We start from the raw sequence: 21,661 nt of genomic DNA on the forward strand, positions 1-21,661 counted from the left end.
TGCAAACCATGCGGACAGCCCGACTGCGGATCGCGCACCTCGTCCTCCGGGCGGGCTGGGCCGTGCTCGCCGCCGGCGCGGTGCTGTGCGTCATCGGCTGGTACGGCGTCTCGGGCGAGCGCCACGCCGAACGGCAGCTGCCCTATCTGGCCTCCTGCAGCCTCCCCGGAGCCGCGCTGATCGTCGCCGGGGCGGTACTGCTCGCCCACGGACGGAACACGGTCGCCGCCACGCGCGTGGAGGAGCTGTACGGCCTGCTGGTCGCCGCCGAGCCGACCGACGCCGACGAGTCGGGCCGGCCGGTCGGCGGACCGGTGGCGGTCAGCGGGGAGACGCTGATGGTGCCGGGCGGGACACTCTGGCACCGCGCGGACTGTCCGCTGGTCGCGGGGAAGGCGGAGGCGGTCCCGGTGGACGGGAGGCTGGTCGCGAGCGGTGAGCTGGGGCCCTGTCCGGTCTGCGAACCCGCAGAAGAGACCGGCTGAAGCCTCGCCGATGTCCTCGCTGACGTACGACCTCACGCTGGCCGGTCTGTCGGTGGGTGCCGCGGCGGCGCTCACCGGGATCGGCCTGATCGTGACGTACCGGACGACCGGGGTGCTGAACTTCGCGCACGGCGCGACCGCGATGGTGTGCGCCTATGTGCTGCGCGGCCTGGTGGTCGACCGGGGCTGGCCGCTGTGGTGGGCCGCCGCGCTGACGCTGCTGGTGGTGGCGCCGGGGATCGGGGTGGCGCTGGAGCGGCTCGTGTTCCGGCCGCTGTCCGTGGGGGGCGGCGATCCGGCGCGGACGCTGGTGGCGTCCATCGGGGTGTTCGTGCTGCTGGTGGGCGGGGCGGCGCTGCTGTGGGGGCAGGGGGCGCGGGACGACGCGCCGGTGCTGGTCCCGGCGGAGCCGTGGGGACAGCTGGCGGTGGTGGCGGTGCTGGCCGTCGGGGTGGGGGCGGTGGTCCGCCGGACGCGGTTCGGGCGGGAGGCGCGGGCCGTCGTGGACGACCGCCGGCTGGCCGTGCTCGCCGGTGTGGACGCGGACCGGGTGGCGGCGGCGGGCTGGGCGTTCGGCTCGTTCACGGCCGGTCTGACCGGCGTGCTGCTGGCGCCGTACGTGCGGCTCGACCCGTACGGTCTGCCGCTGCTCGTGATGGAGGTGGTGGCGGTCGCGGTCGCCGCGCGGATGCGCGGTCCGGCGGTGGCGGTGGGCGTCGCGCTCGGCATCGGGGTGGCGCAGAGTCAGCTGACGCGGCTGCACCCGCCCGGGTGGGGCGAGCCGTTGCTGCAGGCGGTCGGCGCCAACCTCTTCGTCGTGGCGCTGCTGGTCGCCGCCCTGGTGCTGCCCGGGATCGGCGCGCGTGACGCGCTCCCGCGCCCCGCCGTCGCGCGGGCGCCCGCTCCGCCGGGCGCGTGGATCGTGGCCGGGGTGCTGTTCCTGCTGCCGCTGGGCTTCGCCGGGCGCGATCTGCACACGGCGGTGCAGGTGCCGGCGCTGGGTGTGGTGCTGCTGTCGCTGGTGGTGGTCACCGGCCGGGGCGGACAGATCTCGCTCGGGCAGGCGGCGTACGCGGGTCTGGGCGCCCTCTTCACGGCGCTGCTGGCCGCCGGCCGCTTCCCCGGCCTGCCCCGGCTGCCGGAGCTGGCCGCGCTCGCGGTGGCGGTCGTCCTGGTCGCTCCGCTGGGCCTGCTGACCGGCTGGCCGGCGATCGGCCGCCGGGGGCTCGCCCTGGCACTGGCGACGTTCGCGGTGGGCGTCGGGGTGAGCCGTTTCGTCTTCGACCAGCCGTACGCCAGGTCCGGACTGTCCCTGGGCCGCCCGGCGGGCTTCGAGGGCGACCGGGAGTACTACGTCCTGGAGCTGGTCCTCCTGGCGTGCGCGCTTCTCGCGGCCCGGGCGCTGCGCCGGGGCCGCACGGGCCGCGCCCTGGCGGCGATGGGGGACCACGAGGCGGGGGCGCGGGCGGCGGGCGTGCGCGTGCCGTCGCTGAAACTCCTCGCGTTCGTCTCCGGCGCCGCGCTGGCCGCGCTCGGCGGGGGCATGCTCGGCATGGGGCTGCGCGCCTTCGACCCGGCCGCGTACGACCCCGTACGGGGTCTGCTGTGGTTCGCCGCGGTGGTGGTCCTGGGCGCCGACAGCGCCCTGGGCGCCCTGCTCGCCGCGGCCCTCCTGGTCGGCCTGGACGCGGGCACGCGCGGGGGTGTGGCAGCGGCGGTGATCGGCGTCCTGGCGGTCCTGTCCGGCCGCTTCCCGGACGGCCCCCGCGAGGCCCTGCGCGACGCGGCGGACCGACTCCGCGCCCGGCCCCGCCCGGCGCCGACGCCCTCGGCCGCACGCCTCCGCGCCCGCCTGGGCCCGCCGGGGCCGCCCGGGGCCCCGGCGGGCGCGACGTCGACGAGCACCGGGCCACGACCGGACACCCGGGCCGGTGGACCGGGCGGACACGGCGGCGGTTCCCGGAGCGGGGCGCCGCGACGTGCCGCCTCCGGCATCCGGACCGGCAGGCCGGGCCCGGCGGCCGCCGACCGCCCCGAAGCCACCGACGGCCCACGGACGGCGCCACCGCGCCGACCCGCCGCGGACCGGGGAGGCACCGGACAGCCGCCGGGCCGCCCCCACGAGGAGGAACCCACGGCCGAGGACTCGCCGGACCACGGACCCCCGCAGCGCCAGGACCGCACGGACCGGGCAGCCGCCGAGGACGAGCGCGCCCCCGGGCGGCCGCCGGGGCGCCCGCCCGGGGGCGGACCGGCGGCCGGGGGATCGTCGGGTGACGGGCCGGCCGGCCGTGGGGCGCGGGGGCGGGCCGGCTGCCCCGCGATGCCGGGGGGACCGTCCCCCGGGCGGGTCCGGGAGCCGGCCGCCCCGGCGCGCCGCCCGGCGGGGCCTCGGTACACGGGGGTCTCCGCGCCGGTCCCGGTCCCCCCGGTGCTCGCCGCCCGCGGTCTGCGGGTCCGTTACGGCGGGTTCACCGCGCTGGACGGGGTGGACCTGGATGTCCCCGCCGGGCGGGTGGCCGCTGTGGTCGGGCCCAACGGGGCCGGGAAGAGCACGCTGTTCCACTGTCTGGCGGGGACCCTGCGTCCCGCGCGGGGGTCGGTCTCGCTCGACGGGCGGGACATCACGCGGCTGCCCGCGCACACCCGCACCCGGCTCGGGATCGCGCGGACGTTCCAGCAACCGGCGGTCTTCCCGACGCTGACCGTCGCCGAGAACGTGCGCGTCGGCGCCGAGCAGGGCCGGCTGCCCGGTCCCGGCACGGTGGAGCGGACGCTGCGGCTCCTCGGGCTCGACGGGCCGATGAGGGCGCGGCCCGCCGCCGGGCTGCCCACCGGGACGCTGCGCCGGGTGGAGCTCGCGCGGGCCCTCGCCACCGCCCCGCGCGTGCTGCTGCTCGACGAACCCGCCGCCGGTCTCGACGGCGCCGAGGTCACCGCGCTGGCCCGGATCCTGGGGGCGCTGGCCGCCGACGGCACGGCGCTCCTGGTCGTGGAGCACGATCTCGACCTGGTCGCCGGCCTCGCCGACGTCGTGCACGTGATGACGGCGGGCCGGATCGTCGCCTCCGGACCTCCCTGGAGCGTCCTGGGCGCCCTCGGGGAGGCGACAGGACCGTGACCACCATCGCCCTGCGCCACGCGCGTGTGCGGCACGGCCCCCTCGAGGCCCTGCACGGCGTCACCCTCGTCGCGCCCGGCCCGGGTCTCACCGTGCTGCTGGGCCGCAACGGCTCCGGCCGGACGACCGCCCTGCGCGCGCTGGCCGGCGACGTGCCGCTGTCCGGCGGGGCCGTGGTGTGGGACGGGCTGGACGTGACCGGCGTGCCGGCGTACGAGCGGGCCCGGCGCGGGCTGTGCCTGGTGCCGGAGCGGCGGGCCGTGTTCGGTTCCCTCACGGTGCGGGAGAACCTCGCCCTCACCGCCCCCGGCTCCGCTCGCGCCCTCGACGCCTACCCGCGGCTGCGTCCGCTGCTGGAGCGCCGGGCCGGCACGCTCTCCGGGGGCGAGCAGCGGATGCTGGCCCTCTGCCGGGCCTTTCGGGCAGGCGTGCGCGTGGTGCTCGCCGACGAGCCCGCCCAGGGCATGTCGCCCGCGGTCGCGGCCCGCACCTACGCGCTGCTGGCCGCGCTCGACGCGTGCGTGGTCGTCGCCGAGCAGCGGCTGCCGCCCGCCCTGCGCGGCCGGCCCGCCTTCGTGTACGTACTGCGCCGGGGCGCGGTGGTGTTCGCCGGGGAGGCCGGCGAACTCGGCCGGTCCGCCTCCGCGCGGTGGTCATAGGCCCCAGCCGGCCGGACGGGGCGCCGCGTCCCGGGCGAGGGGGGCGGCTCAGACGTCGAGGCGCTGTCCGGGCACGACCACGTCGGGGTCCCCGCCGATGGCGGACCTGTTGGCCTCGTACAGGCGCTGCCGGCTCGTGCCGCACCCGCGGCGATCCCGCTCAGCGTGTCGCCCGCGCGGACGGCGTGACCGCCGCGGGAGGCGCTCCGGTCCGTGTGCCCGGAGGGTGTCGGGGTCCTGGCCGGCTCCGACGGTTCCGACCGCTTCGAGGGTCCCGACCGCTTCGACGGGGTTCGCCGCGTGGTCACCGGGTCCGCGGCGGGCGCGCTCCCGGACGCCCCCGCGCGTGCCGAGCAGGTCGGCCAGGCGCCCCAGCTCTGGGCGCGCTGCACCTTCGTGGCGACCGCGACCTGCTGGGACACGGCGGCCCGGTCGGCCGTCGGCGCGCAGGCCGTGCCGCCGTAGGCGCGCCAGGTCGCGGCGGAGACTGGAGTCCGCCGTAGGAGCCGTTGCCGGTGTCGACGTGCCGGTCGCCGCCGCTCTCGCACTGTGCGATGCGGTCCCGCACACCGTCGTCCGCCACCGTGGCGTTCCCGGTCGCGGCGAGCAGTCCGAGGGGCGCGAGCAGTGCCGCGCCGGCCAGGAGGGCCGTCGTACGGGTCGTGCGGTGGTGCTGTCCGTGGTGCGGCCGGCGGACGTACCCGAGCGGTGCTCGCTGCACACGGCGAAGGAATGCAAGGAGCCCCCGGTGCCTGGATCAACCAACGCCCAGTCGTGCCAGGCCAGTTACCGCTTACCTCGGGTAGCGGCGATTTCAGGACACCCACTTCATTCCCTGATTTCCTGATTTGTCGACCATGGGACAGGGTGCCCTGCGAGTCACCTCACCTCCCCAACGGCAGCACATCAAGGGGCAGTTGGCGGAGAGTGGCCGATTTCGCGCCGGGTGTGACCGTGCGCGCTGGATGGTTCGATTCCGTTCGCCCCGGGGCGTGACTACCGCCACAGATCGCCCGTTGTCTTCTTCATGAGCCGGGGACCCGCCCGGACCACGGGCCGGGAGCCACCCGGCCTCGCCACGCACCGCATCCCGAGGGAGCCACCCGTGCCGCGCATGCTCGACGTCAGCGACGAGGTACGCGCCGAGATCGGCGACGAAGAAGCAGCCCGCCTGCTCGCCGGAGAGTCCGCCCCGGGCAGTTACGACTGCACCTCCTGCCGCACCCCGGGCGACCCCGAGCAGGAGCGCACCAGCACCGTCCTGTTCGTCGGGGACGAGACCGCAGTCCTCGCCTTCGCCCACGCCGGCTGCCTGCCCTCGCAGGTCGTCCAGGTCACCGAGGAACAGCTCCAGGGGGCCGTGCGGGCCATCGGCGGCGACACCGGGGAACCGGCGTCCGCGCAGGCCGCCCCCGCACAGGCCGTGCTCGGAGTGACCAGCGGACTGGTCCTGATCTCCGGGGAGTTGCACCCGGCGCTGGTCGTGGAACCGACCGCGCCGGTCGCGCGGCCCGGTTCGTCCGGGCCCGGCGACGACTTCCTGCCGCTCCTCATCGAACAGGGCTTCATGCCCCTGGCCGAGTTGTCGGCCCTGCCGCCGGCGCTGCACGGCTGGTCGGTGCTGCTCGCCGCGGGCCAGCTGCACGCCGTACTCCAGCCGGACCCGGCCGGCGGCCGTCCGGTGGCCTGGTGGCAGGCGCACCAGCCGCTCCAGGTCACCGACGGCTGGCGGTCGGCCGCCAACAAGCACCAGCGGGTGCTGATGTTCGCGGCCCCGGTCGGCTCGATCGGCCGCCAGCCGCGCGAGGACCTGCTGCGCGACGCGCTGGACAAGGCGGCGGCGAACGGCAAGCTCGTCGCCGCCGCGCTGCCCCTCGCCGGCCTCTGACCGACCCCGTCGGCGCCCGGCCGGAGCGCTTCCGGCGAATGCCGCAAAAGGGCCGCATCCCTGACGGCACGAGGTCGTTTGGACATACGTGCACGCATACGACGTTCCCCGCCGCCAGTCCCTCGCCTCGGTCCCCGCACCCGTGCGCCCGGCGCAGGTCTCCCGGAGCGGCCTCTCGGCCACGCCGATCTACGACGCCCTCTACACCGAGTACGTCAAGTCCTTCCGCTCACTGCCGGGTGACCGCAGCGGCGAGGAGGAGCTGGGCTTCACCGCCTTCGGGAACATCCCGCGCCGTACGGGCCCGTACGGCGACGAGGGCCCGAGCACGTTCGGCGCCTCCCTCGCGAGCGGCGCCCACGGCGCGGGGGCGGGCAGCGGCCGCCAGGGCGCCGGGCCGCAGTGGCAGCGGGTCGGCACGGTCGGCCGGCCCCCCTCCGGGATGCACCACGTGCCCGCCGGACTGCCGCCGACCCCGCGCAGAGGCGCCTGACCCGAGGCGCGGCGAAGGGGCGGCCCCCGGCGGGGGCCGCCCCTTCGCCGCGCCTGCCGTCGGCTACTTCTTCTTGCCGCGCTTCTCCCGCACCCGCACGGAGATGTGGATCGGCGTCCCCTCGAAGCCGAACTCCTCGCGCAGCCGCCGCTCGATGAAGCGCCGGTAACCCGCCTCGATGAAGCCGGAGGCGAACAGCACGAACCGCGGCGGCTTGGTGCCCGCCTGCGTGCCGAACAGGATGCGCGGCTGCTTGCCGCCCCGCACGGGGTGCGGGTGGGCGGCGACCAGCTCGCCGAGGAAGGCGTTCAGCCTGCCCGTCGGGACCCGGGTCTCCCAGCCCGCCAGGGCCGTCTCGATGGCCGGGACCAGCTTCTCCATGTGCCGGCCGGTGCGCGCCGAGACGTTCACCCGGGGCGCCCACGCCACCTGGCCGAGCTCGGTCTCGATCTCCCGCTCCAGGTAGTAGCGGCGCTCCTCGTCGAGGGTGTCCCACTTGTTGAACGCGAGGACGAGGGCGCGGCCCGCCTCCACGGCCATGGTGACGATCCGCTGGTCCTGCACCGAGATGGAGTCGGCGGCGTCGATGAGGACGACGGCCACCTCCGCCTTCTCGACGGCGGCGGCGGTGCGCAGCGAGGCGTAGTAGTCGGCGCCCTGCTGGAGGTGGACGCGCTTGCGGATGCCCGCCGTGTCGACGAACTTCCAGGTCTTGCCGCCGAGTTCGATCATCTCGTCGACCGGGTCACGGGTGGTGCCGGCGAGTTCGTTGACGACGACCCGGTCCTCGCCCGCGACCTTGTTCAGCAGCGAGGACTTGCCGACGTTGGGCCTGCCGATCAGGGCGACCCGGCGCGGGCCGCCGACGGCGGTGCCGAAGGTCTGCGCCGGGGCCTGCGGCAGCACCTCCAGGACCTGGTCCAGCATGTCGCCGGTGCCACGGCCGTGCAGGGCGGAGACCGGGTACGGCTCCCCCAGGCCCAGGGACCACAGGTACGCGGCGTCGGCCTCGCCGCTCGGGCCGTCCACCTTGTTGGCACACAGCACGACCGGCTTGCCGGCCTTGCGCAGCAGCCGGACGACGGCCTCGTCGGTGTCGGTCGCGCCGACCTTGGCGTCCACGACGAAGACCACCGCGTCGGCGGCCTCGATGGCGTACTCGGCCTGGGCGGCCACGGAGGCGTCGATGCCGAGGACGTCCTGCTCCCAGCCGCCGGTGTCGACGACCTTGAAGCGGCGGCCCGCCCACTCGGCCTCGTAGGTGACGCGGTCGCGGGTGACGCCCGGCTTGTCCTCGACGACCGCCTCACGGCGGCCGATGATGCGGTTCACCAGAGTCGACTTGCCGACATTGGGACGGCCGACGACGGCGAGCACGGGCAGCGGGCCGTGGCCCGCCGCCTCGATGGCGCCCTCGACGTCCTCGAGGTCGAAGCCCTCCTCCGCGGCGAGCTCCATGAACTCCGCGAACTCGGCATCGCCCAGTGCCCCGTGGTCGTGCTCGTACGCACCCTCGTACGCGTCCGAGCCGTCGGGCTGGATGTGGTCGTTCATGAAGTCCGTACCTCTGCGTTCATCGTGGTGATCGGTGGAACGCCCCCCATGCGCGAGGCTGATCCACTACTCAAGTGTCGCCTAGCGCCCGGTGAGGCGCCTGGCGTTTTCCAGGTGCGCGGTGAGCTGCTTCTGGATGCGTTCGGTCGCCTCGTCCAGCGCCTTGCGCGTACGTCTGCCGCTGCCGTCGCCCGCGTCGAAGGGGTTGCCGAAGACGACGTCGACGCGGGAACGCAGCGGGGGCAGCGCCTTCATCAACCGTCCGGACCGCCCGGAACTTCCCAGCACGGCCACCGGAACGATCGGCGCGCCGCTGCGCACGGCGAAGTACGCGAGTCCCGCGCGGAGCGCGGCGAAGTCGCCCTCGCCCCGTGTGCCCTCGGGGAAGATGCCGAGGACTCCGCCCTGTTCCAGCACGCCCAGCGCCCGGGAGATCGCCGTGCGGTCGGTGCTGTGCCGGTCCACCTTCAGCTGGCCGATGCCGGTCAGGAACGGGTCGAGCGGACCGACGAACGCCTCCTTCTTGATCAGGAAGTGCGTCGGCCGGGGTGCCACGCCCATCACCATGGGCCCGTCGATGTTGTGGGAGTGGTTCACCGCGAAGATCACCGGGCCGGCCGCGGGCACCCGCCAGGCGCCCAGCACGCGCGGCTTGAACAGCCCGTACATCAGGCCGACGCCGATGCGCCGGCCGACCTCGGCGCTCCGCGCCGACGGGACGCCGGTCACTTCCCGGCCCGCTTCTCCTCGACGAGGGTGACGACACACTCGATGACCTGCTGGAGCGTGAGGTCGGTGGTGTCCACCTCGACCGCGTCGCCGGCCTTGGCCAGCGGGGAGGTCTTGCGGCCGGCGTCGGCCGCGTCCCGCTTGATCAGGGCCTCGCGGGTGGTGTTCAGGTCGACGCCCTTGAGCTCGCCGCTGCGGCGGGCGGCACGGGCCTCCGCGCTGGCGGTGAGGAAGATCTTCAGGTCGGCGTCGGGCAGCACGGTGGTGCCGATGTCACGGCCCTCGACGACGATGCCGTCGGCGGCGGAGGCCGCGATGGACCGCTGCAGCTCGGTGATCCGGGTCCGCACGTCGGGGACCGCGGAGACCGCGCTGACCTTGGCGGTGACGTCCTGCCCGCGGATCGGTCCGGCCACGTCGACGCCGTCGACGGTGATCGTCGGGTTCCGGGGGTCCGTACCGGAGGCGATCTCGGGCTTCCCGGCGACGGCGGCGATCGCGGACGGGTCGTCTATGTCGATGCCGTTGGTCACCATCCACCAGGTGATCGCCCGGTACTGGGCGCCGGTGTCCAGGTAGCTCAGGCCGAGCTGCGCCGCCACGGCTTTCGACGTGCTCGACTTGCCCGTGCCGGAGGGGCCGTCGATGGCGACAATCACGGGCTGGGCGGCGCCGTTTTCCACGGGGGAACACCTTCCTGGTGCGGTGGAGTGGTGTGTGCGGGACGCGGACACGCCCCGCACCAGGTTACCGGCCCCCCGGAACCCTTCCGACAAGCGGACGATCCGGCCCCTCGGGGGAAGGGGCGCCCCCGGTCCTTCCCCGCCCCGGGCCGTCACTGCCGGATCGCCCAGCCCCGCTCCCGCAGCCCCGCGATGAGGACCGGGGCGGCCTTGGGCTCCACCACGAGCTGGACCAGACCGGCCTGCTGTCCGGTGGCGTGCTCGATGCGGACGTCCTCGACGTTGACGCCGGCGCGCTCGGCGTCCGCGAAGATACGGGCCAGCTGGCCGGGCTGGTCGTCGATGAGCACCGTCACGGTCTCGTAGACGCGCGGCGCGGAGCCGTGCTTGCCGGGGACGCGGACCTGGCCGGCGTTGCCGCGGCGCAGCACGTCCGCGATGCCGGTGCTGCCCTTGCGGCGCTCGTCCTCGTCGGGGGACTGCAGCGCGCGCAGGGCGCGCACGGTCTCCTCCAGGTCGGCGGCGACGTCCGTGAGCAGGTCGGCGACCGGCCCCGGGTTCGCGGAGAGGATGTCGATCCACATCCGGGGGTCGGAGGCGGCGATCCGGGTCACGTCCCGGATGCCCTGCCCGCACAGCCGTACGGCGGCCTCCTCGGCGTGCTCCAGGCGTGCGGCGACCATGCTGGACACCAGGTGGGGCATGTGGGAGACGAGGGCCACGGCCCGGTCGTGGGCGTCGGCGTCCATGACGACGGGCACGGCCCTGCAGTGCGAGACCAGCTCCAGGGCGAGGTTCAGCACCTCGGTGTCGGTGTCCCGGGTCGGGGTCAGCACCCAGGGGCGTCCCTCGAAGAGGTCCCCGGTGGCGGCCAGCGGGCCGGACCGCTCGCGGCCGGACATCGGGTGGGTGCCGATGTACGGGGTCAGGTCGAGCCCGCGCTCCTGGAGCTCGCGGCGCGGTCCGCCCTTGACGCTGGCCACGTCGATGTAGCCGCGTGCCGCACCGCGCCGCATCGCGTCGGCGAGCACGTCGGCCACATGGGCGGGCGGGGCGGCGACGATGGCCAGGTCGACCGGCCCGTCGGGCGCCTCGTCCGTGCCGGCGCCCAGCGCGGCGGCCGTACGGGCCTGCTCCGGGTCGTGGTCGGCGAGGTGGACGACGACGCCCCGCCCGGACAGGGCGAGCGCGGCGGACGTGCCGATCAGTCCGGTGCCGATGACGAGCGCGGTTCTCACTGGGCGATGTCCTTGCGCAGGGCCGCCGCGGCGCCGAGGTAGACGTGCGCGACGTCGGCGCGGGGCTTGTCGGACTCGATGTGCGCGAGGACCCGGACGACGCGGGGCATGGCGCCCTCGACGTCCAGCTCCTGGGCGCAGAGCAGGGGGACGTCGACCAGGCCGATCCTGCGGGCGGCGGCGGCCGGGAAGTCGCTGTGCAGGTCGGGCGTGGCCGTGAACCAGAGGCTGATCAGCTCGTCGGTGTGCAGGCCGTTGCGCTCCAGGACCGCGGTGAGCAGCGCGCCGACCCGCTCTTCCATGTGACCGGCCTCGTCCCGCTCCAACTGGACGGCCCCCCGGACCGCGCGTACCGCCACGACGATGCTCCTTGCTGACGTGCGTGTGTGCTGTTCGGTCGTCCAGCGTAGTCAGCCCGCGCGGGGGCGGCGCCGGACGCCCGCCCGCTGAGATGGGTGATGCACGCCTTTGGTGAGGCTTTTCCGTGATGTGCTTCTTGTCCGGCTCATTCGGTGTCAGGATGCGGGAACCGCGACTTCCGGGAGTGATGACATGACCCCTCGTGCGACGCGCCGAACGGTTCTTCTCGCGACAGGTGCGGCGGCACTGGCCGCGGGCTGCGGCTCGGACGGCGAAGACGGCGGGAACGGCGGGAACGGCGGGAACGGCGGGAACGGCCCCTCGTCGGACACCGCCGGGCAGGAGCTGATCTCGACCGCCGACGTCCCCGTGGGCGGGGGCACGGTCCTCGGGGACGAGAAGATCGTGGTCACCCAGCCCGAGGAGGGCGACTTCAAGGCGTTCTCGGCGATCTGCACCCACCAGAACTGCGTCGTGGCCGACGTCGCGGACGGCACCGTCAACTGCGCCTGTCACGGCAGCCGGTTCAGGATCACCGACGGCTCGGTGGAGCGGGGCCCCGCGCCCCGGCCGCTGCCCGAGGAGCGGATCACGGTGGAGGGCGATTCGATCCGCCGGGCGTGATCCACCGCGTACGCTCCCGGACATGCGCCCCGAGACCCTGGTCGGTGACCACACGATCTACGCCTGTGTCATGGGCTCGCGCGCCTTCGGTCTGGCCACCGAGGGCAGCGACACCGACCGCCGGGGCGTCTTCCTCGCGCCCACTCCCCTGTTCTGGCGTTTCGAGAAGCCGCCCACGCACATCGAGGGCCCGGCCGAGGAGCAGTTCAGCTGGGAGCTGGAACGCTTCTGCGAGCTGGCCCTGCGCGCCAACCCCAACATCCTGGAGTGCCTGCACTCCCCGCTGGTGGAGCACGTCGACACCACCGGCCGCGAGCTGCTGTCCCTGCGCGGGGCGTTCCTCTCCCGCAGGGTCCACGAGACCTTCACCCGCTACGCCCACGGCCAGCGCCGCAAGCTGGAGGCGGACGTCCGCGCCCACGGCGCCCCGCGCTGGAAGCACGCGATGCACCTGCTCCGCCTGCTGATCAGCGCCCGCGACCTGCTCCGCACGGGCGCCCTCACGATCGACGTGGGCGAGGACCGCGAGCCGCTGCTCGCGGTGAAGCGGGGCGAGGTGTCCTGGCCCGAGGTGGAGTCCTGGATGGCCCGGCTGGCGGAGGAGGGCGTGCGGGCCGCCCGGCGCAGCCCGCTGCCCGAGGAGCCGGACCGGCGCCGGGTCGAGGACTTCCTCGTCCGCACCCGCCGCGCCTCAGCCCGCCAGGCGGATCCGTACGACGAGGTCGTGCAGGGCGCCGTACGCGGTGGGGGCGTCGGGCAGCACTGACGCCGCCTGCGCCTCGTCCAGCACGCCGTGCAGCCGCTCCACGTCGGCCCGCACGCGTGCGTGGTCGACGGGCGCGGCCCCGTGCTCGCGCTCCGCTTTGGCAGCGATCAGCTCCGGCAGGGGGTCCGGGGCGGCGTCGACCTCCGCGGCGAGGGTGGGCAGGTGGGGCTGCACCTCGCCGGAGCGCATCAGGTGGATGCCGGTGAGCAGCACCCGGAAGGTGTAGAGCAGCGGCTTGAGTTCCCCGGTCCTCTCGAACAGCCGCCACTGGGTCCGCGCGAAACCCCGGTAGTGGTGGGCGTGGTGACTGGTGAGGACGCCGGGGGCGAGCGCGACCAGTTCCCGGTGCGCGTCGGTGGTGTGCACGACGAGCGGGGACAGCAACTGCTCCAGGACGTAGCCGTTGCGCCGCAGCATCAGGCGGACGAACTTGCGCAGGTCGTGCGTGACCAGGTCCATCTCGACACCGTCCCGGACCCACATCCTGGACCGGGTCTCGTCCGGCTCGCGCAGCCCGACGAGGTCGGCGGCCGGCAGCAGGTGCACGCCCCGCAGGTCCACGTCGGAGTCGCGGGACGGGAAGCCGTACAGGTGCGCGCCGGAGACGGTGGCGAACAGCACCGGGTCGGGCTGCTCGGCGATCACCGGTCTCAGGTCGAGGTCCAGGGCGTCGGTCATCGCTCAAGCGTCCCAGAGCGTGCCCAGCGCCAGCAGCTCGCCCCGGTACTCGATGCGGTCGGCCCAGTCCGCGGGCCAGGCGTCCGCGCCCAGGTACGCGCCGGCGAAGGCGCCGGTCAGGCAGGCGATGGAGTCGGAGTCGCCCGCGGTGCAGGCGGCGCGGCGCAGGGCGGTGAGGGGTTCGTCGACGAAGAGGAGGAAGCAGAGCAGGCCGGTCGCCAGGGCCTCCTCGGCGATCCAGCCCTCGCCCGTGGCCAGGCAGGGGTCGGTCTCCGGTGAGACGGTGCGCACGGCGCCCCGGAGGCGTTCCAGGATCTCCAGGCACTCGTCCCAGCCGCGCGCGATGAAGTGCTCGGGGGTGGGGTCCTGGGCACGGGTCCACAGGTCGCCGAGCCAGAACTCGTGGTAGCGGGTGCGGTTCTCGTAGGCGTAGGAGCGCAGGCGTCCGATCAGGCCGGCCGGCTCGGCGCCCTCCGCCAGCAGTCGCACGGCGTGCGCGGTGAGGTCGGAGGCGGCGAGCGCGGTGGGGTGCCCGTGGGTGAGGGCCGACTGCAACTGGGCGGCTCCCGCGCGCTGTTCGTCGGTCAGGCCGGGGACCAGGCCTATGGGGGCGACCCGCATGTTGGCGCCGCAGCCCTTGGAACCGATCTGGCTGGCGTCCTGCCAGGGCCGGTCCTCGCGGGCCAGCAGGTGGCACGCCTTGAGACAGGTGTTGCCCGGCGCGCGGTTGTTCTCGGGCGACCGCCACCACTCCACGAACTCCTCGCGCACCGGCCGCTCCAGCCGCTTCGGGGTGAGCAGCCCGCGGTCCATGGCCGTGCGCAGCCCCCGCCCGAGCGCGAGCGTCATCTGCGTGTCGTCGGTGACGATCGCCGGCCTGGGCAGGTCCATCTCCCGCCAAGGGCCGCACTTGGCGAGGATCGACGGCACGTCGTTGAACTCGGTCGGGAACCCCAGCGCGTCCCCCAGGGCGAGTCCGGTGAGCGCACCTGTCGCGGCGCGCTTGGTGACGCTGGTCGTGGTCATGCGGGACGTCCTTCCGGAGTGGGCCGGAGCAGGGGCGGGTGGAGGGCGGTGGCGGTGCCCGCGCGGTAGAGCGCGGCGGGTTTGCCCCGGCCGCCGGTGAGGCGAGCGGCGCCGGGGACGGCTTCGACGAAGCCCGGGGTGGCGAGCACCTTGCGCCGGAAGTTGGGCCGGTCCAGGGAGGTGCCCCACACGGTCTCGTAGACCTGTTGCAGCTCTCCGAGGGTGAACTCGGGCGGGCAGAAGGCGGTGGCGAGGCAGGTGTACTCGAGCTTGGCGCCGACGCGTTCGCGCGCGTCGGCCAGGATCCGGCCGTGGTCGAAGGCGAGCTCCCGCGCAAAGTCGTACGGCGTCCAGCGGGCCCGCGCCGCGTCGCTGCCGCCGTGCGCCTCGGGCGCGTCGGGCAGCAGTGCGGCGAAAGCGACCGACACGACCCGCATCCGGGGATCGCGGTCGGGTTCGCTGTAGGTCCGCAGCTGCTCCAGATGCAGCCCGGACACGTCCGTCAGCCCGGTCTCCTCGCCCAGTTCGCGCCGCGCGGCGCTCTCGGCGGACTCGTCCGGCTGGACGAAACCGCCGGGCAGCGCCCACCGTCCGGCGTACGGCTCCTGGCCGCGCTCGACGAGCAGCACGTGCAGCGCGCCCGCGCGGAGGGTGAACACGGCGAGGTCGACGGTGACGGCGAACGGTTCGAAGGCGTACTTGTCGTAGCCGTCCATGACACGCACCCCCTTTAATGGTCGCAGTGACTATTAAAGGGGGTGCGGGCCGGGCTCACAAGCCCCTAGAGGTCGACCTCCTGCATCAGCATCCCGACCTCGGTGTTGGACAGCCGGCGCAGCCAGCCCGACTTCTGGTCGCCCAGGGTGATCGGCCCGAAGGCGGTGCGCACCAGCTTGTCGACCGGGAACCCGGCCTCGGCGAGCATGCGGCGCACGATGTGCTTGCGGCCCTCGTGCAGGGTCACCTCGACGAGGTAGTTCTTGCCGGTCTGCTCCACGACCCGGAAGTGGTCCGCACGGGCGTAGCCGTCCTCCAGCTGGATGCCGTCCTTGAGCCTCTTGCCCAGGTCGCGCGGGATCGGCCCCACGATGGCCGCCAGGTACGTCTTCTTCACGCCGTACTTGGGGTGGGTCAGCCGGTGCGCCAGCTCGCCGTGGTTGGTGAGCAGGATGACGCCCTCGGTCTCGGTGTCCAGCCGGCCGACGTGGAAGAGGCGGGTCTCGCGGTTGGTGACGTAGTCACCGAGGCACTGGCGGCCCTCCGGGTCCTCCATGGTCGACACGACACCGGCGGGCTTGTTCAGCGAGAAGAACTGGTACGACTGCGTGGCGACGGTCAGGCCGTCGACCTTCACCTCGTCCTTCTCCGGGTCGACCCGCTTGCCCTGCTCGAGCACGATCTCGCCGTTGACCTCGACCCGCGCCTGCTCGATCAGCTCCTCGCAGGCGCGCCGGGAGCCGTAGCCCGCGCGGGCGAGCACCTTCTGCAGCCGCTCGCCCTCCTGCTCGGCGCCGGGGAAGGTCTTGGGCAGCTTGATGTCCTTCTTGCCCGCGTACCGCTCCCGGTTGCGCTCCTCGGCCCGCGTCTCGTACTCGCGGGACGTGGCCGGGACCGAGCGCCCCCGCTGCAGGGGCTTCCTCGGCCCGCCCTTGGCGCCTCCGCGGGCCGTGGGCCCACGGCCCGACTTGGGGCCCTCCTGGGTGGCGCCGGGGCCCACGTCGTAGCGCCGCTCCTCCGGGCGCGGCTTCTTCGGACGACCGCCCTGCCGGTCGTCGCGGTTGTTGCCGGCACCGCGGTGACCACCGCGGCCACCGCCGCTCCCGCCGCGGCCGCCGCTGTTGCCACCACGGCTCCCGCCGTTGTTTCCGCTGCTGTTCCTGCCGCTGCTGCTTCGCATCAAAGTTCCGTCTTGTCGTCTGCGTCCTCGGAATCCGGGGCGTCCGGATCGAACGACGGGACCGCTTCCAGCGTCTCGGCCTCGATCGCCTCCGCCTCCGGGAGGAAGGGCGCGAGCTCCGGGAGCTCGTCCAGACCGCGCAGGCCCATCCGCTCCAGGAAGTAGTTCGTCGTCCTGTACAGGATCGCACCTGTTTCGGGTTCCGTGCCCGCCTCCTCGATCAGACCGCGCTGCAGGAGGGTGCGCATCACGCCGTCGCAGTTGACCCCGCGCACGGCGGAGACGCGGCTGCGGCTGACCGGCTGCCGGTAGGCGACGACCGCGAGGGTCTCCAGGGCGGCCTGGGTGAGCCGGGCCTGCTGGCCGTCCAGGACGAAGCGCTCGACGGCGGCGGCGTACTCGGGGCGGGTGTAGAAGCGCCAGCCGCCCGCGACGAGGCGCAGTTCGAAGCCGCGGCCCTGGCGGGTGTACTCGTCGGCCAGCTCGCGCAGCGCGTCCGCCACCTGGCGCTCGGGGCGCTCCAGGATCTTCGCCAGGTGCTTCTCGGTCGCGGGTTCGTCCACGACCATGAGGACCGCCTCCAGGGCCGGCCCGAGATCGAGCTCCGCGACGGTGCGCGGCCCGGCGGGGGTCCCGGTCGTCTCCTCGCTCACGGCGTCCTCTCCTCCTCGGGCCGTTCCGGCGGCCTGTCGAACTCGTCGGTGACCGTCGGCACGGCGTCCCCGTCCCCGCCGGTCCAGCGCACGGTCAGCTCGCCGAGCGCGGTCTCCTGGTCGAGGGCGACGGCCCTCTCGCGGTACAGCTCCAGCAGGGCGAGGAAGCGGGCCACGACGGTCAGGGTGTCGTCCGTGTCCTCGACGAGGGCCCGGAACTCCGCCTCGCCGAGTTCCCTGAGCCGGGCGACGACGATCCCGGCCTGCTCCTGCACGCTGACCAGCGGGGCGTGGACGTGGTCGACGTACACCTGCGGCTCGGGCCTGGGCTGCATCGCCTTGACGGCGAGCCCGGCGAGCCCTCCGGGGCCGATGCCGATGACGACCTCGGGCAGCAGCTCGGCGTGGTGCGGTTCGAGTCCGACGGTACGGGGGTGGCGGCGGCCCTCGTCGTCGAGGCGCCGGCTGAAGATCTCGGCGATCCGTTTGTACGCGCGGTACTGCAGCAGCCGCGCGAACAGCAGGTCCCGGGCCTCGAGGAGGGCGAGGTCGGCCTCGTCCTCCACCTCGGCGGCGGGCAGCAGCCGGGCCGCCTTGAGGTCGAGCAGTGTGGCCGCCACGACCAGGAACTCGGTCGTCTCGTCCAGGTCCCAGTCGGGTCCCATGGCCCGGATGTACGCCATGAACTCGTCGGTCACCTCGGACAGCGCGACCTCGGTGACGTCCAGCTTGCGCTTCGAGATCAACTGGAGCAACAGATCGAACGGCCCCTCGAAGTTCGCCAGCCGAACCGTGAACCGCCCGTCGTCCTCACCGGCGCCCGCCCCGGCCGGGTCCCCGGTGACGCCCGCCGCCGGTCCCGGCGCGCCCGCGACGGTCCCCACGACCGCCGCCCGTGCCGGTGGCGCTCCTGGTGAGGGCTCTCCTGGGTGGCTCCCGGCGTCCGCGCGCCCCGCGGTCACCGGTCCGGCCCCCGGGCCCGCCTCCCCGCACCCGGTGGCCCCGTGCTTCGGCGCACCCGCCGGCCCGGCCGGCGAGGGACGTCCCGGGGCCTTCGGCGGTGTCACCGGACGGTCCGCCCCCGCAGGCGACACGAGCGGCGCGGCGCCCGCCGGGCCCGGCCCTGTCCGCCCCGCGACCTCGTCCTCCGGCGCCGCCCCCGGCCCGGCGGCCGAAGCGACTTCCGCGGACGCCTCGTCGCCCGGTTCCCCGGGCGTGACCGGCGAGGAGGCACGCGCCGCTCCCTCGAACGCCCCGGACGACGGTCCGGTCGTCGGGCCCGGCCCCGGGGCCGTGTCCCGCGGTGTCGCCGCCGGTGAGGGCGACGTGGGAATCCCCGCGCCCTCCCCGGGCGCCCCGCGCCCGGCGGCCGGACCGTCCGGTGTCGTGCCCGGCCCCCGGCCCAGGGCGCGGCGGCGGGACGGCCGGGCGCCGGGGGCGGGTGCGTCGTTCGAGGTCATGGCCTCCGCAGGCTACCGCTACCGTCCCCGCAGGCGTCGTACGAGGATGCTGGCGTCCCCGCGGCTCTCCAGGTCGGCGAGGACCACGGCGACCGCCTCGCGGACGATCCGGCCCCGGTCCACCGCCAGTCCGTGCTCGCCGCGCAGCACCAGACGCGCGTGTTCGAGGTCCATCAACTCCTCGGCGGACACGTACACGGTGATCTTCTCGTCGTGCCGCTCACGGCCGCTGGGCCGACGCGCCGCCGCCCGCCCCCGCTTGCGCTGGGCCGCGCCGTCCTGTGCCGTCTGGCGCCGCCCGGGGCCCGCCGCGTCGCGGCTGCGGGACTCCCCGGCCCCGCCCGGCTCCATGTCCGCCGCGACGTGCTCCGCGCCCTCGCCGCCCTGTGCGGGCACCGACTGCGGCGCGTCCTCCACGGCGGCCGCCGCGTCGCCCTCCCCCGCGGGTGCGGGGACACGGGCGTCGCCGTTGGCCTGGCGCCTGGGGGTCGACGCCTGGAGCGCCATCCCCCCTGTCGTACGGAAGAGTTCGTCGGCCCCCGGCAGACTCACTCGGCGTGACACCGGGCGAGCACCTCCCTGGCGAGCTGGCGGTAGGCGGCGGCACCGACGGAGTTGGACGCGTACGTGGTGATCGGCTCACCGGCGACCGTGGTCTCCGGGAAGCGGACCGTGCGCCCGATGACCGTGTGGTAGACGTGGTCGTCGAACGCCTCGACCACCCGCGCGAGCACCTCACGGCTGTGCACCGTGCGCGAGTCGTACATCGTGGCGAGGATCCCGTCGAGCTCCAGGTCGGGGTTGAGCCGCTCCTGGACCTTCTCGATCGTCTCGGTCAGCAGCGCCACACCGCGCAGTGCGAAGAACTCGCACTCCAGCGGCACGATCACCTTGTGCGCGGCGGTCAGCGCGTTGACCGTGAGCAGGCCGAGCGAGGGCTGGCAGTCGATCACGATGTAGTCGTAGTCGTCCATCAGCGGCTTCAGCGCCCGCTGCAGCGTGGACTCGCGCGCGACCTCGCTCACCAGCTGCACCTCGGCCGCCGACAGGTCGATGTTGCTGGGCAGCAGGTCCATGTTGGGGACCGCGGTCTTCAGCAGCACCTCGTCGGCCGCCATGCCCCGCTCCATGAGCAGGTTGTAGACGGTGAGGTCGAGTTCCATCGGGTTGACGCCGAGACCGACCGACAGCGCGCCCTGCGGGTCGAAGTCGACGAGCAGCACCCGGCGCCCGTACTCGGCGAGCGCGGCGCCCAGGTTGATGGTCGACGTGGTCTTGCCGACGCCGCCCTTCTGGTTGCACATCGCGATGATCTTCGCGGGACCGTGTTCGGTCAGCGGACCCGGGATCGGGAAGTACGGCAGCGGGCGACCGGTCGGGCCGACGCGCTCACGGCGCTGGCGCGCCGCGTCGGGCGCGAGCGTGGCCGCGTACTCGGGGTCGGGCTCGTACTCGGCGTCGGGGTCGTAGAAATGCCCCTCGGGCAGTTCGTCGTAGTCGGCGAAATGGTTGTGGGGCGCGCCACTTCCGTCGCCGGCCATGGCGTTCACGTGATGGCCATCCATGCTCTGGTGTCCTGGTTGAGTCACCACCGAAGTCCGGTGACTCCGGTGGGCTGCGAAGGTGCGCACAGCCACGGAGCCGACAGCAGCGGATCCCGTGGGCCCCTGGTCCGGCGCAGGCATTCCTGGTTGACCACCCCCGGGAGTAAATGTCGACTCATTCACAAGTCGTCTTACCTCCTTGGTGACCAGGAAACTTCTAGACAGGTCAGCGTGGCACCATGCCGACGATTGGCGACTCTATGGCGTGTCGACCGTTCGCAGCAACACAATCCGCCGGACCCGGCCCGATGTGTCGACAATGAAACATCCCTCTGTCAAGGGCGTACGGCCGTCGAATGGCAGGTTTCACGGGTGTGCGAATCGGTGGAAGGGTTACGTTCGAGACGAGTTGTCCCGGAATCAGGAAGTGACCATACACACATCGAGCCGGACCTTGTGGGACAAGGTCCGGCTCGGCACATGACGTTGACGTCACATGTTGACGTATCGCCTTTGACGGTCGACGACTTGGTCGACTTACCGTCCCGGCGGCTCAGCCGAGCAGCGAGGCGAGCTCGACGTGCTCCAGACCGTGCGCCTCGGCGACCTCCTTGTAAACCACCTTGCCGTCATGCGTGTTGAGGCCCTTGGCGAGCGCGGGGTCGCGGCGCAGCGCCTCCGCCCAGCCGCGGTCGGCGAGTTCGACTATGTACGGCAGCGTGGCGTTGGTGAGCGCGTAGGTGGAGGTGTTGGGCACCGCGCCGGGCATGTTGGCGACGCAGTAGAACACCGACTCGTGGACCTCGAAGGTCGGCTCGGCGTGCGTGGTGGGGCGGGAGTCCTCGAAGCAGCCGCCCTGGTCGATCGCGATGTCGACAAGGACACTTCCCGCCTTCATCCGCGAGACCAGCTCGTTGGTGACCAGCTTCGGCGCCTTGGCGCCCGGGACCAGCACCGCGCCGATCACGAGGTCGGCCTCCAGGCAGGCCTTCTCCAGCTCGAAGGCGTTGGAGACGACGGTCTGGATCTTCGTGCCGAAGACCTTGTCGGCCTCCTTGAGCTTGCTGATGTCCTTGTCGAGCAGGGTCACGTGGAAGCCCATGCCGATGGCGATCTGCGCGGCGTTCCACCCGGAGACGCCGCCCCCGATGACGACGGCCCGGCCGGCCAGCACACCGGGGACGCCTCCGGGCAGCACACCGCGGCCGCCGTGGGCGCGCATCAGGTGGTAGGCGCCGACCTGGGTGGACAGCCGGCCCGCGACCTCGGACATCGGGGCGAGCAGCGGCAGCGCGCGGCTGGGCAGCTCGACGGTCTCGTAGGCGATCGCGGTGGTGCCGGACTCCAGGAGGGCGTCCGTGCACTCCCTGGACGCGGCCAGGTGGAGGTAGGTGAAGAGGGTCTGGTCCTTGCGCAGGCGGTGGTACTCCTCCGCGACGGGCTCCTTGACCTTCAGCAGCAGGTCGGCCGCGGCCCAGACCTCGTCGGCGGTGTCCAGGATCTGTCCGCCGGCGGCGATGTACTCGCCGTCCGGGATCGAGGAACCGACGCCGGCGCCGCGCTCGATGACGACCTGGTGGCCGTGGCGCACCAGTTCGTGGACGCCGGCGGGGGTGATGGCCACCCGGAACTCGTTGTTCTTGACCTCGCGGGGGATGCCGACCTTCACGTCGATCACGGTCCTTGGCTCAGAGGGTGTGGGGATATCACTGCACATACCCGGGCACACGCGGGCACACCGGGAGAGACCGCAGAAGATTGCGCGGCAGAGCCAGTTTAATGAAGGTGTTCCCGCTGTCTAGC

General features: G+C 73.9%; 21 protein-coding genes and 1 pseudogene. 7 read left to right on the plus strand and 15 right to left on the minus strand.

Annotated elements, in window-relative coordinates:
* Positions 1 to 8: 8 nt before the first annotated feature.
* From ACZ8ZB_RS07450 to ACZ8ZB_RS07460, 3 genes are read left to right on the plus strand one after another with little or no spacing between them, the layout of a single operon-like run.
* Complete coding sequence (locus ACZ8ZB_RS07450; RefSeq protein WP_470736901.1) at positions 9 to 485, plus strand: hypothetical protein; 477 nt, start codon at positions 9 to 11, stop codon at positions 483 to 485.
* Between the two features lie 10 nt (positions 486 to 495).
* Positions 496 to 3,606: an ABC transporter permease subunit gene (locus ACZ8ZB_RS07455; RefSeq protein ID WP_470736902.1), complete on the plus strand. Its 3,111-nt coding sequence runs from the start codon at positions 496 to 498 to the stop codon at positions 3,604 to 3,606.
* Complete coding sequence (locus ACZ8ZB_RS07460; protein WP_470736903.1) at positions 3,603 to 4,265, plus strand: ATP-binding cassette domain-containing protein; 663 nt, start codon at positions 3,603 to 3,605, stop codon at positions 4,263 to 4,265. The genes ACZ8ZB_RS07455 and ACZ8ZB_RS07460 overlap by 4 nt, the downstream gene beginning before the upstream one ends.
* A gap of 48 nt (positions 4,266 to 4,313) precedes the next feature.
* On the opposite strand, the pseudogene ACZ8ZB_RS07465 reads toward ACZ8ZB_RS07460, so the two are convergent.
* A pseudogene (locus ACZ8ZB_RS07465) lies at positions 4,314 to 4,908 on the minus strand (LysM peptidoglycan-binding domain-containing protein).
* A gap of 462 nt (positions 4,909 to 5,370) precedes the next feature.
* Here ACZ8ZB_RS07465 and ACZ8ZB_RS07470 point away from each other — a divergent pair.
* Positions 5,371 to 6,153 (plus strand): hypothetical protein, encoded by a 783-nt coding sequence (locus ACZ8ZB_RS07470; protein WP_470736904.1) that lies wholly within the window; start codon positions 5,371 to 5,373, stop codon positions 6,151 to 6,153.
* 88 nt (positions 6,154 to 6,241) lie between these two features.
* A complete protein-coding gene (locus ACZ8ZB_RS07475) occupies positions 6,242 to 6,646 on the plus strand; it encodes a hypothetical protein (protein WP_470736905.1) in 405 nt (134 codons plus the stop codon).
* A gap of 63 nt (positions 6,647 to 6,709) precedes the next feature.
* Here ACZ8ZB_RS07475 and der read toward each other — a convergent pair whose 3' ends face one another.
* The 5 genes from der to aroH all read right to left on the minus strand — a co-directional run bounded on the left by der (position 6,710) and on the right by aroH (position 11,209).
* Entirely contained in the window at positions 6,710 to 8,200 is a 1,491-nt protein-coding gene (der, locus tag ACZ8ZB_RS07480; protein WP_470736906.1) for a ribosome biogenesis GTPase Der, read from the minus strand.
* An 81-nt stretch (positions 8,201 to 8,281) separates the two neighbouring features.
* Entirely contained in the window at positions 8,282 to 8,929 is a 648-nt protein-coding gene (locus ACZ8ZB_RS07485) for a lysophospholipid acyltransferase family protein (RefSeq protein ID WP_470736907.1), read from the minus strand.
* A complete protein-coding gene (gene cmk, locus ACZ8ZB_RS07490) occupies positions 8,926 to 9,612 on the minus strand; it encodes a (d)CMP kinase (RefSeq protein ID WP_470736908.1) in 687 nt (228 codons plus the stop codon). The genes ACZ8ZB_RS07485 and cmk overlap by 4 nt, the downstream gene beginning before the upstream one ends.
* A gap of 152 nt (positions 9,613 to 9,764) precedes the next feature.
* Positions 9,765 to 10,850 (minus strand): prephenate dehydrogenase, encoded by a 1,086-nt coding sequence (locus ACZ8ZB_RS07495; protein WP_470736909.1) that lies wholly within the window; start codon positions 10,848 to 10,850, stop codon positions 9,765 to 9,767.
* Positions 10,847 to 11,209, minus strand: a complete 363-nt coding sequence (gene aroH, locus ACZ8ZB_RS07500; protein WP_470736910.1) for a chorismate mutase — start codon at positions 11,207 to 11,209, stop codon at positions 10,847 to 10,849. The genes ACZ8ZB_RS07495 and aroH overlap by 4 nt, the downstream gene beginning before the upstream one ends.
* A 193-nt stretch (positions 11,210 to 11,402) precedes the next feature.
* Here aroH and ACZ8ZB_RS07505 point away from each other — a divergent pair, with 193 nt between their 5' ends.
* Positions 11,403 to 11,834, plus strand: coding sequence for a Rieske (2Fe-2S) protein (locus tag ACZ8ZB_RS07505; protein WP_470736911.1), 432 nt, complete (start codon positions 11,403 to 11,405; stop codon positions 11,832 to 11,834).
* Between the two features lie 22 nt (positions 11,835 to 11,856).
* On the plus strand, positions 11,857 to 12,600 hold the full coding sequence (locus ACZ8ZB_RS07510) for a nucleotidyltransferase domain-containing protein (RefSeq protein ID WP_470736912.1): 744 nt from the start codon (positions 11,857 to 11,859) through the stop codon (positions 12,598 to 12,600).
* Here ACZ8ZB_RS07510 and ACZ8ZB_RS07515 read toward each other — a convergent pair.
* The 9 genes from ACZ8ZB_RS07515 to ald all read right to left on the minus strand — a co-directional run bounded on the left by ACZ8ZB_RS07515 (position 12,526) and on the right by ald (position 21,536).
* A complete protein-coding gene (locus ACZ8ZB_RS07515; protein ID WP_470736913.1) occupies positions 12,526 to 13,278 on the minus strand; it encodes a nucleotidyltransferase domain-containing protein in 753 nt (250 codons plus the stop codon). The two genes, ACZ8ZB_RS07510 and ACZ8ZB_RS07515, sit on opposite strands and share 75 nt — an antisense overlap.
* 3 nt (positions 13,279 to 13,281) lie before the next feature.
* Positions 13,282 to 14,304: an ADP-ribosylglycohydrolase family protein gene (locus ACZ8ZB_RS07520; RefSeq protein WP_470736914.1), complete on the minus strand. Its 1,023-nt coding sequence runs from the start codon at positions 14,302 to 14,304 to the stop codon at positions 13,282 to 13,284.
* Positions 14,301 to 15,020 carry an NUDIX hydrolase gene (locus tag ACZ8ZB_RS07525; protein WP_470736915.1) on the minus strand — a complete coding sequence of 240 codons (720 nt, stop codon included), beginning with the start codon at positions 15,018 to 15,020 and terminating at the stop codon, positions 14,301 to 14,303. Before ACZ8ZB_RS07525 ends, ACZ8ZB_RS07520 begins: the two co-directional genes overlap by 4 nt.
* A 65-nt stretch (positions 15,021 to 15,085) precedes the next feature.
* Complete coding sequence (locus ACZ8ZB_RS07530; protein WP_470736916.1) at positions 15,086 to 16,201, minus strand: pseudouridine synthase; 1,116 nt, start codon at positions 16,199 to 16,201, stop codon at positions 15,086 to 15,088.
* A complete protein-coding gene (scpB, locus tag ACZ8ZB_RS07535) occupies positions 16,201 to 16,854 on the minus strand; it encodes an SMC-Scp complex subunit ScpB (protein ID WP_470736917.1) in 654 nt (217 codons plus the stop codon). The genes ACZ8ZB_RS07530 and scpB overlap by 1 nt, the downstream gene beginning before the upstream one ends.
* Positions 16,851 to 17,738 carry a segregation and condensation protein A gene (locus ACZ8ZB_RS07540; RefSeq protein WP_470736918.1) on the minus strand — a complete coding sequence of 296 codons (888 nt, stop codon included), beginning with the start codon at positions 17,736 to 17,738 and terminating at the stop codon, positions 16,851 to 16,853. Before ACZ8ZB_RS07540 ends, scpB begins: the two co-directional genes overlap by 4 nt.
* A 594-nt stretch (positions 17,739 to 18,332) precedes the next feature.
* Positions 18,333 to 18,878: a hypothetical protein gene (locus ACZ8ZB_RS07545; RefSeq protein ID WP_470736919.1), complete on the minus strand. Its 546-nt coding sequence runs from the start codon at positions 18,876 to 18,878 to the stop codon at positions 18,333 to 18,335.
* Positions 18,863 to 19,864: a ParA family protein gene (locus tag ACZ8ZB_RS07550; protein WP_381229106.1), complete on the minus strand. Its 1,002-nt coding sequence runs from the start codon at positions 19,862 to 19,864 to the stop codon at positions 18,863 to 18,865. Before ACZ8ZB_RS07550 ends, ACZ8ZB_RS07545 begins: the two co-directional genes overlap by 16 nt.
* Positions 19,865 to 20,411: 547 nt before the next feature.
* Positions 20,412 to 21,536, minus strand: a complete 1,125-nt coding sequence (gene ald, locus ACZ8ZB_RS07555) for an alanine dehydrogenase (RefSeq protein WP_470736920.1) — start codon at positions 21,534 to 21,536, stop codon at positions 20,412 to 20,414.
* Positions 21,537 to 21,661 lie beyond the last annotated feature (125 nt).

The sequence above is a fragment of the Streptomyces sp. 12E genome, assembly GCF_055633275.1.

Coding starts and splice junctions, on each gene's coding strand:
- der (WP_470736906.1), bottom strand. CDS start 8,200: ATGAACGACCACATCCAGCCCGACGGCTCGGACGCGTACGAGGGTGCG.
- ACZ8ZB_RS07525 (WP_470736915.1), bottom strand. CDS start 15,020: ATGGACGGCTACGACAAGTACGCCTTCGAACCGTTCGCCGTCACCGTC.
- ACZ8ZB_RS07450 (WP_470736901.1), top strand. CDS start 9: ATGCGGACAGCCCGACTGCGGATCGCGCACCTCGTCCTCCGGGCGGGC.
- ACZ8ZB_RS07515 (WP_470736913.1), bottom strand. CDS start 13,278: ATGACCGACGCCCTGGACCTCGACCTGAGACCGGTGATCGCCGAGCAG.
- ACZ8ZB_RS07455 (WP_470736902.1), top strand. CDS start 496: ATGTCCTCGCTGACGTACGACCTCACGCTGGCCGGTCTGTCGGTGGGT.
- ACZ8ZB_RS07520 (WP_470736914.1), bottom strand. CDS start 14,304: ATGACCACGACCAGCGTCACCAAGCGCGCCGCGACAGGTGCGCTCACC.
- ACZ8ZB_RS07505 (WP_470736911.1), top strand. CDS start 11,403: ATGACCCCTCGTGCGACGCGCCGAACGGTTCTTCTCGCGACAGGTGCG.
- ACZ8ZB_RS07510 (WP_470736912.1), top strand. CDS start 11,857: ATGCGCCCCGAGACCCTGGTCGGTGACCACACGATCTACGCCTGTGTC.
- ACZ8ZB_RS07530 (WP_470736916.1), bottom strand. CDS start 16,201: ATGCGAAGCAGCAGCGGCAGGAACAGCAGCGGAAACAACGGCGGGAGC.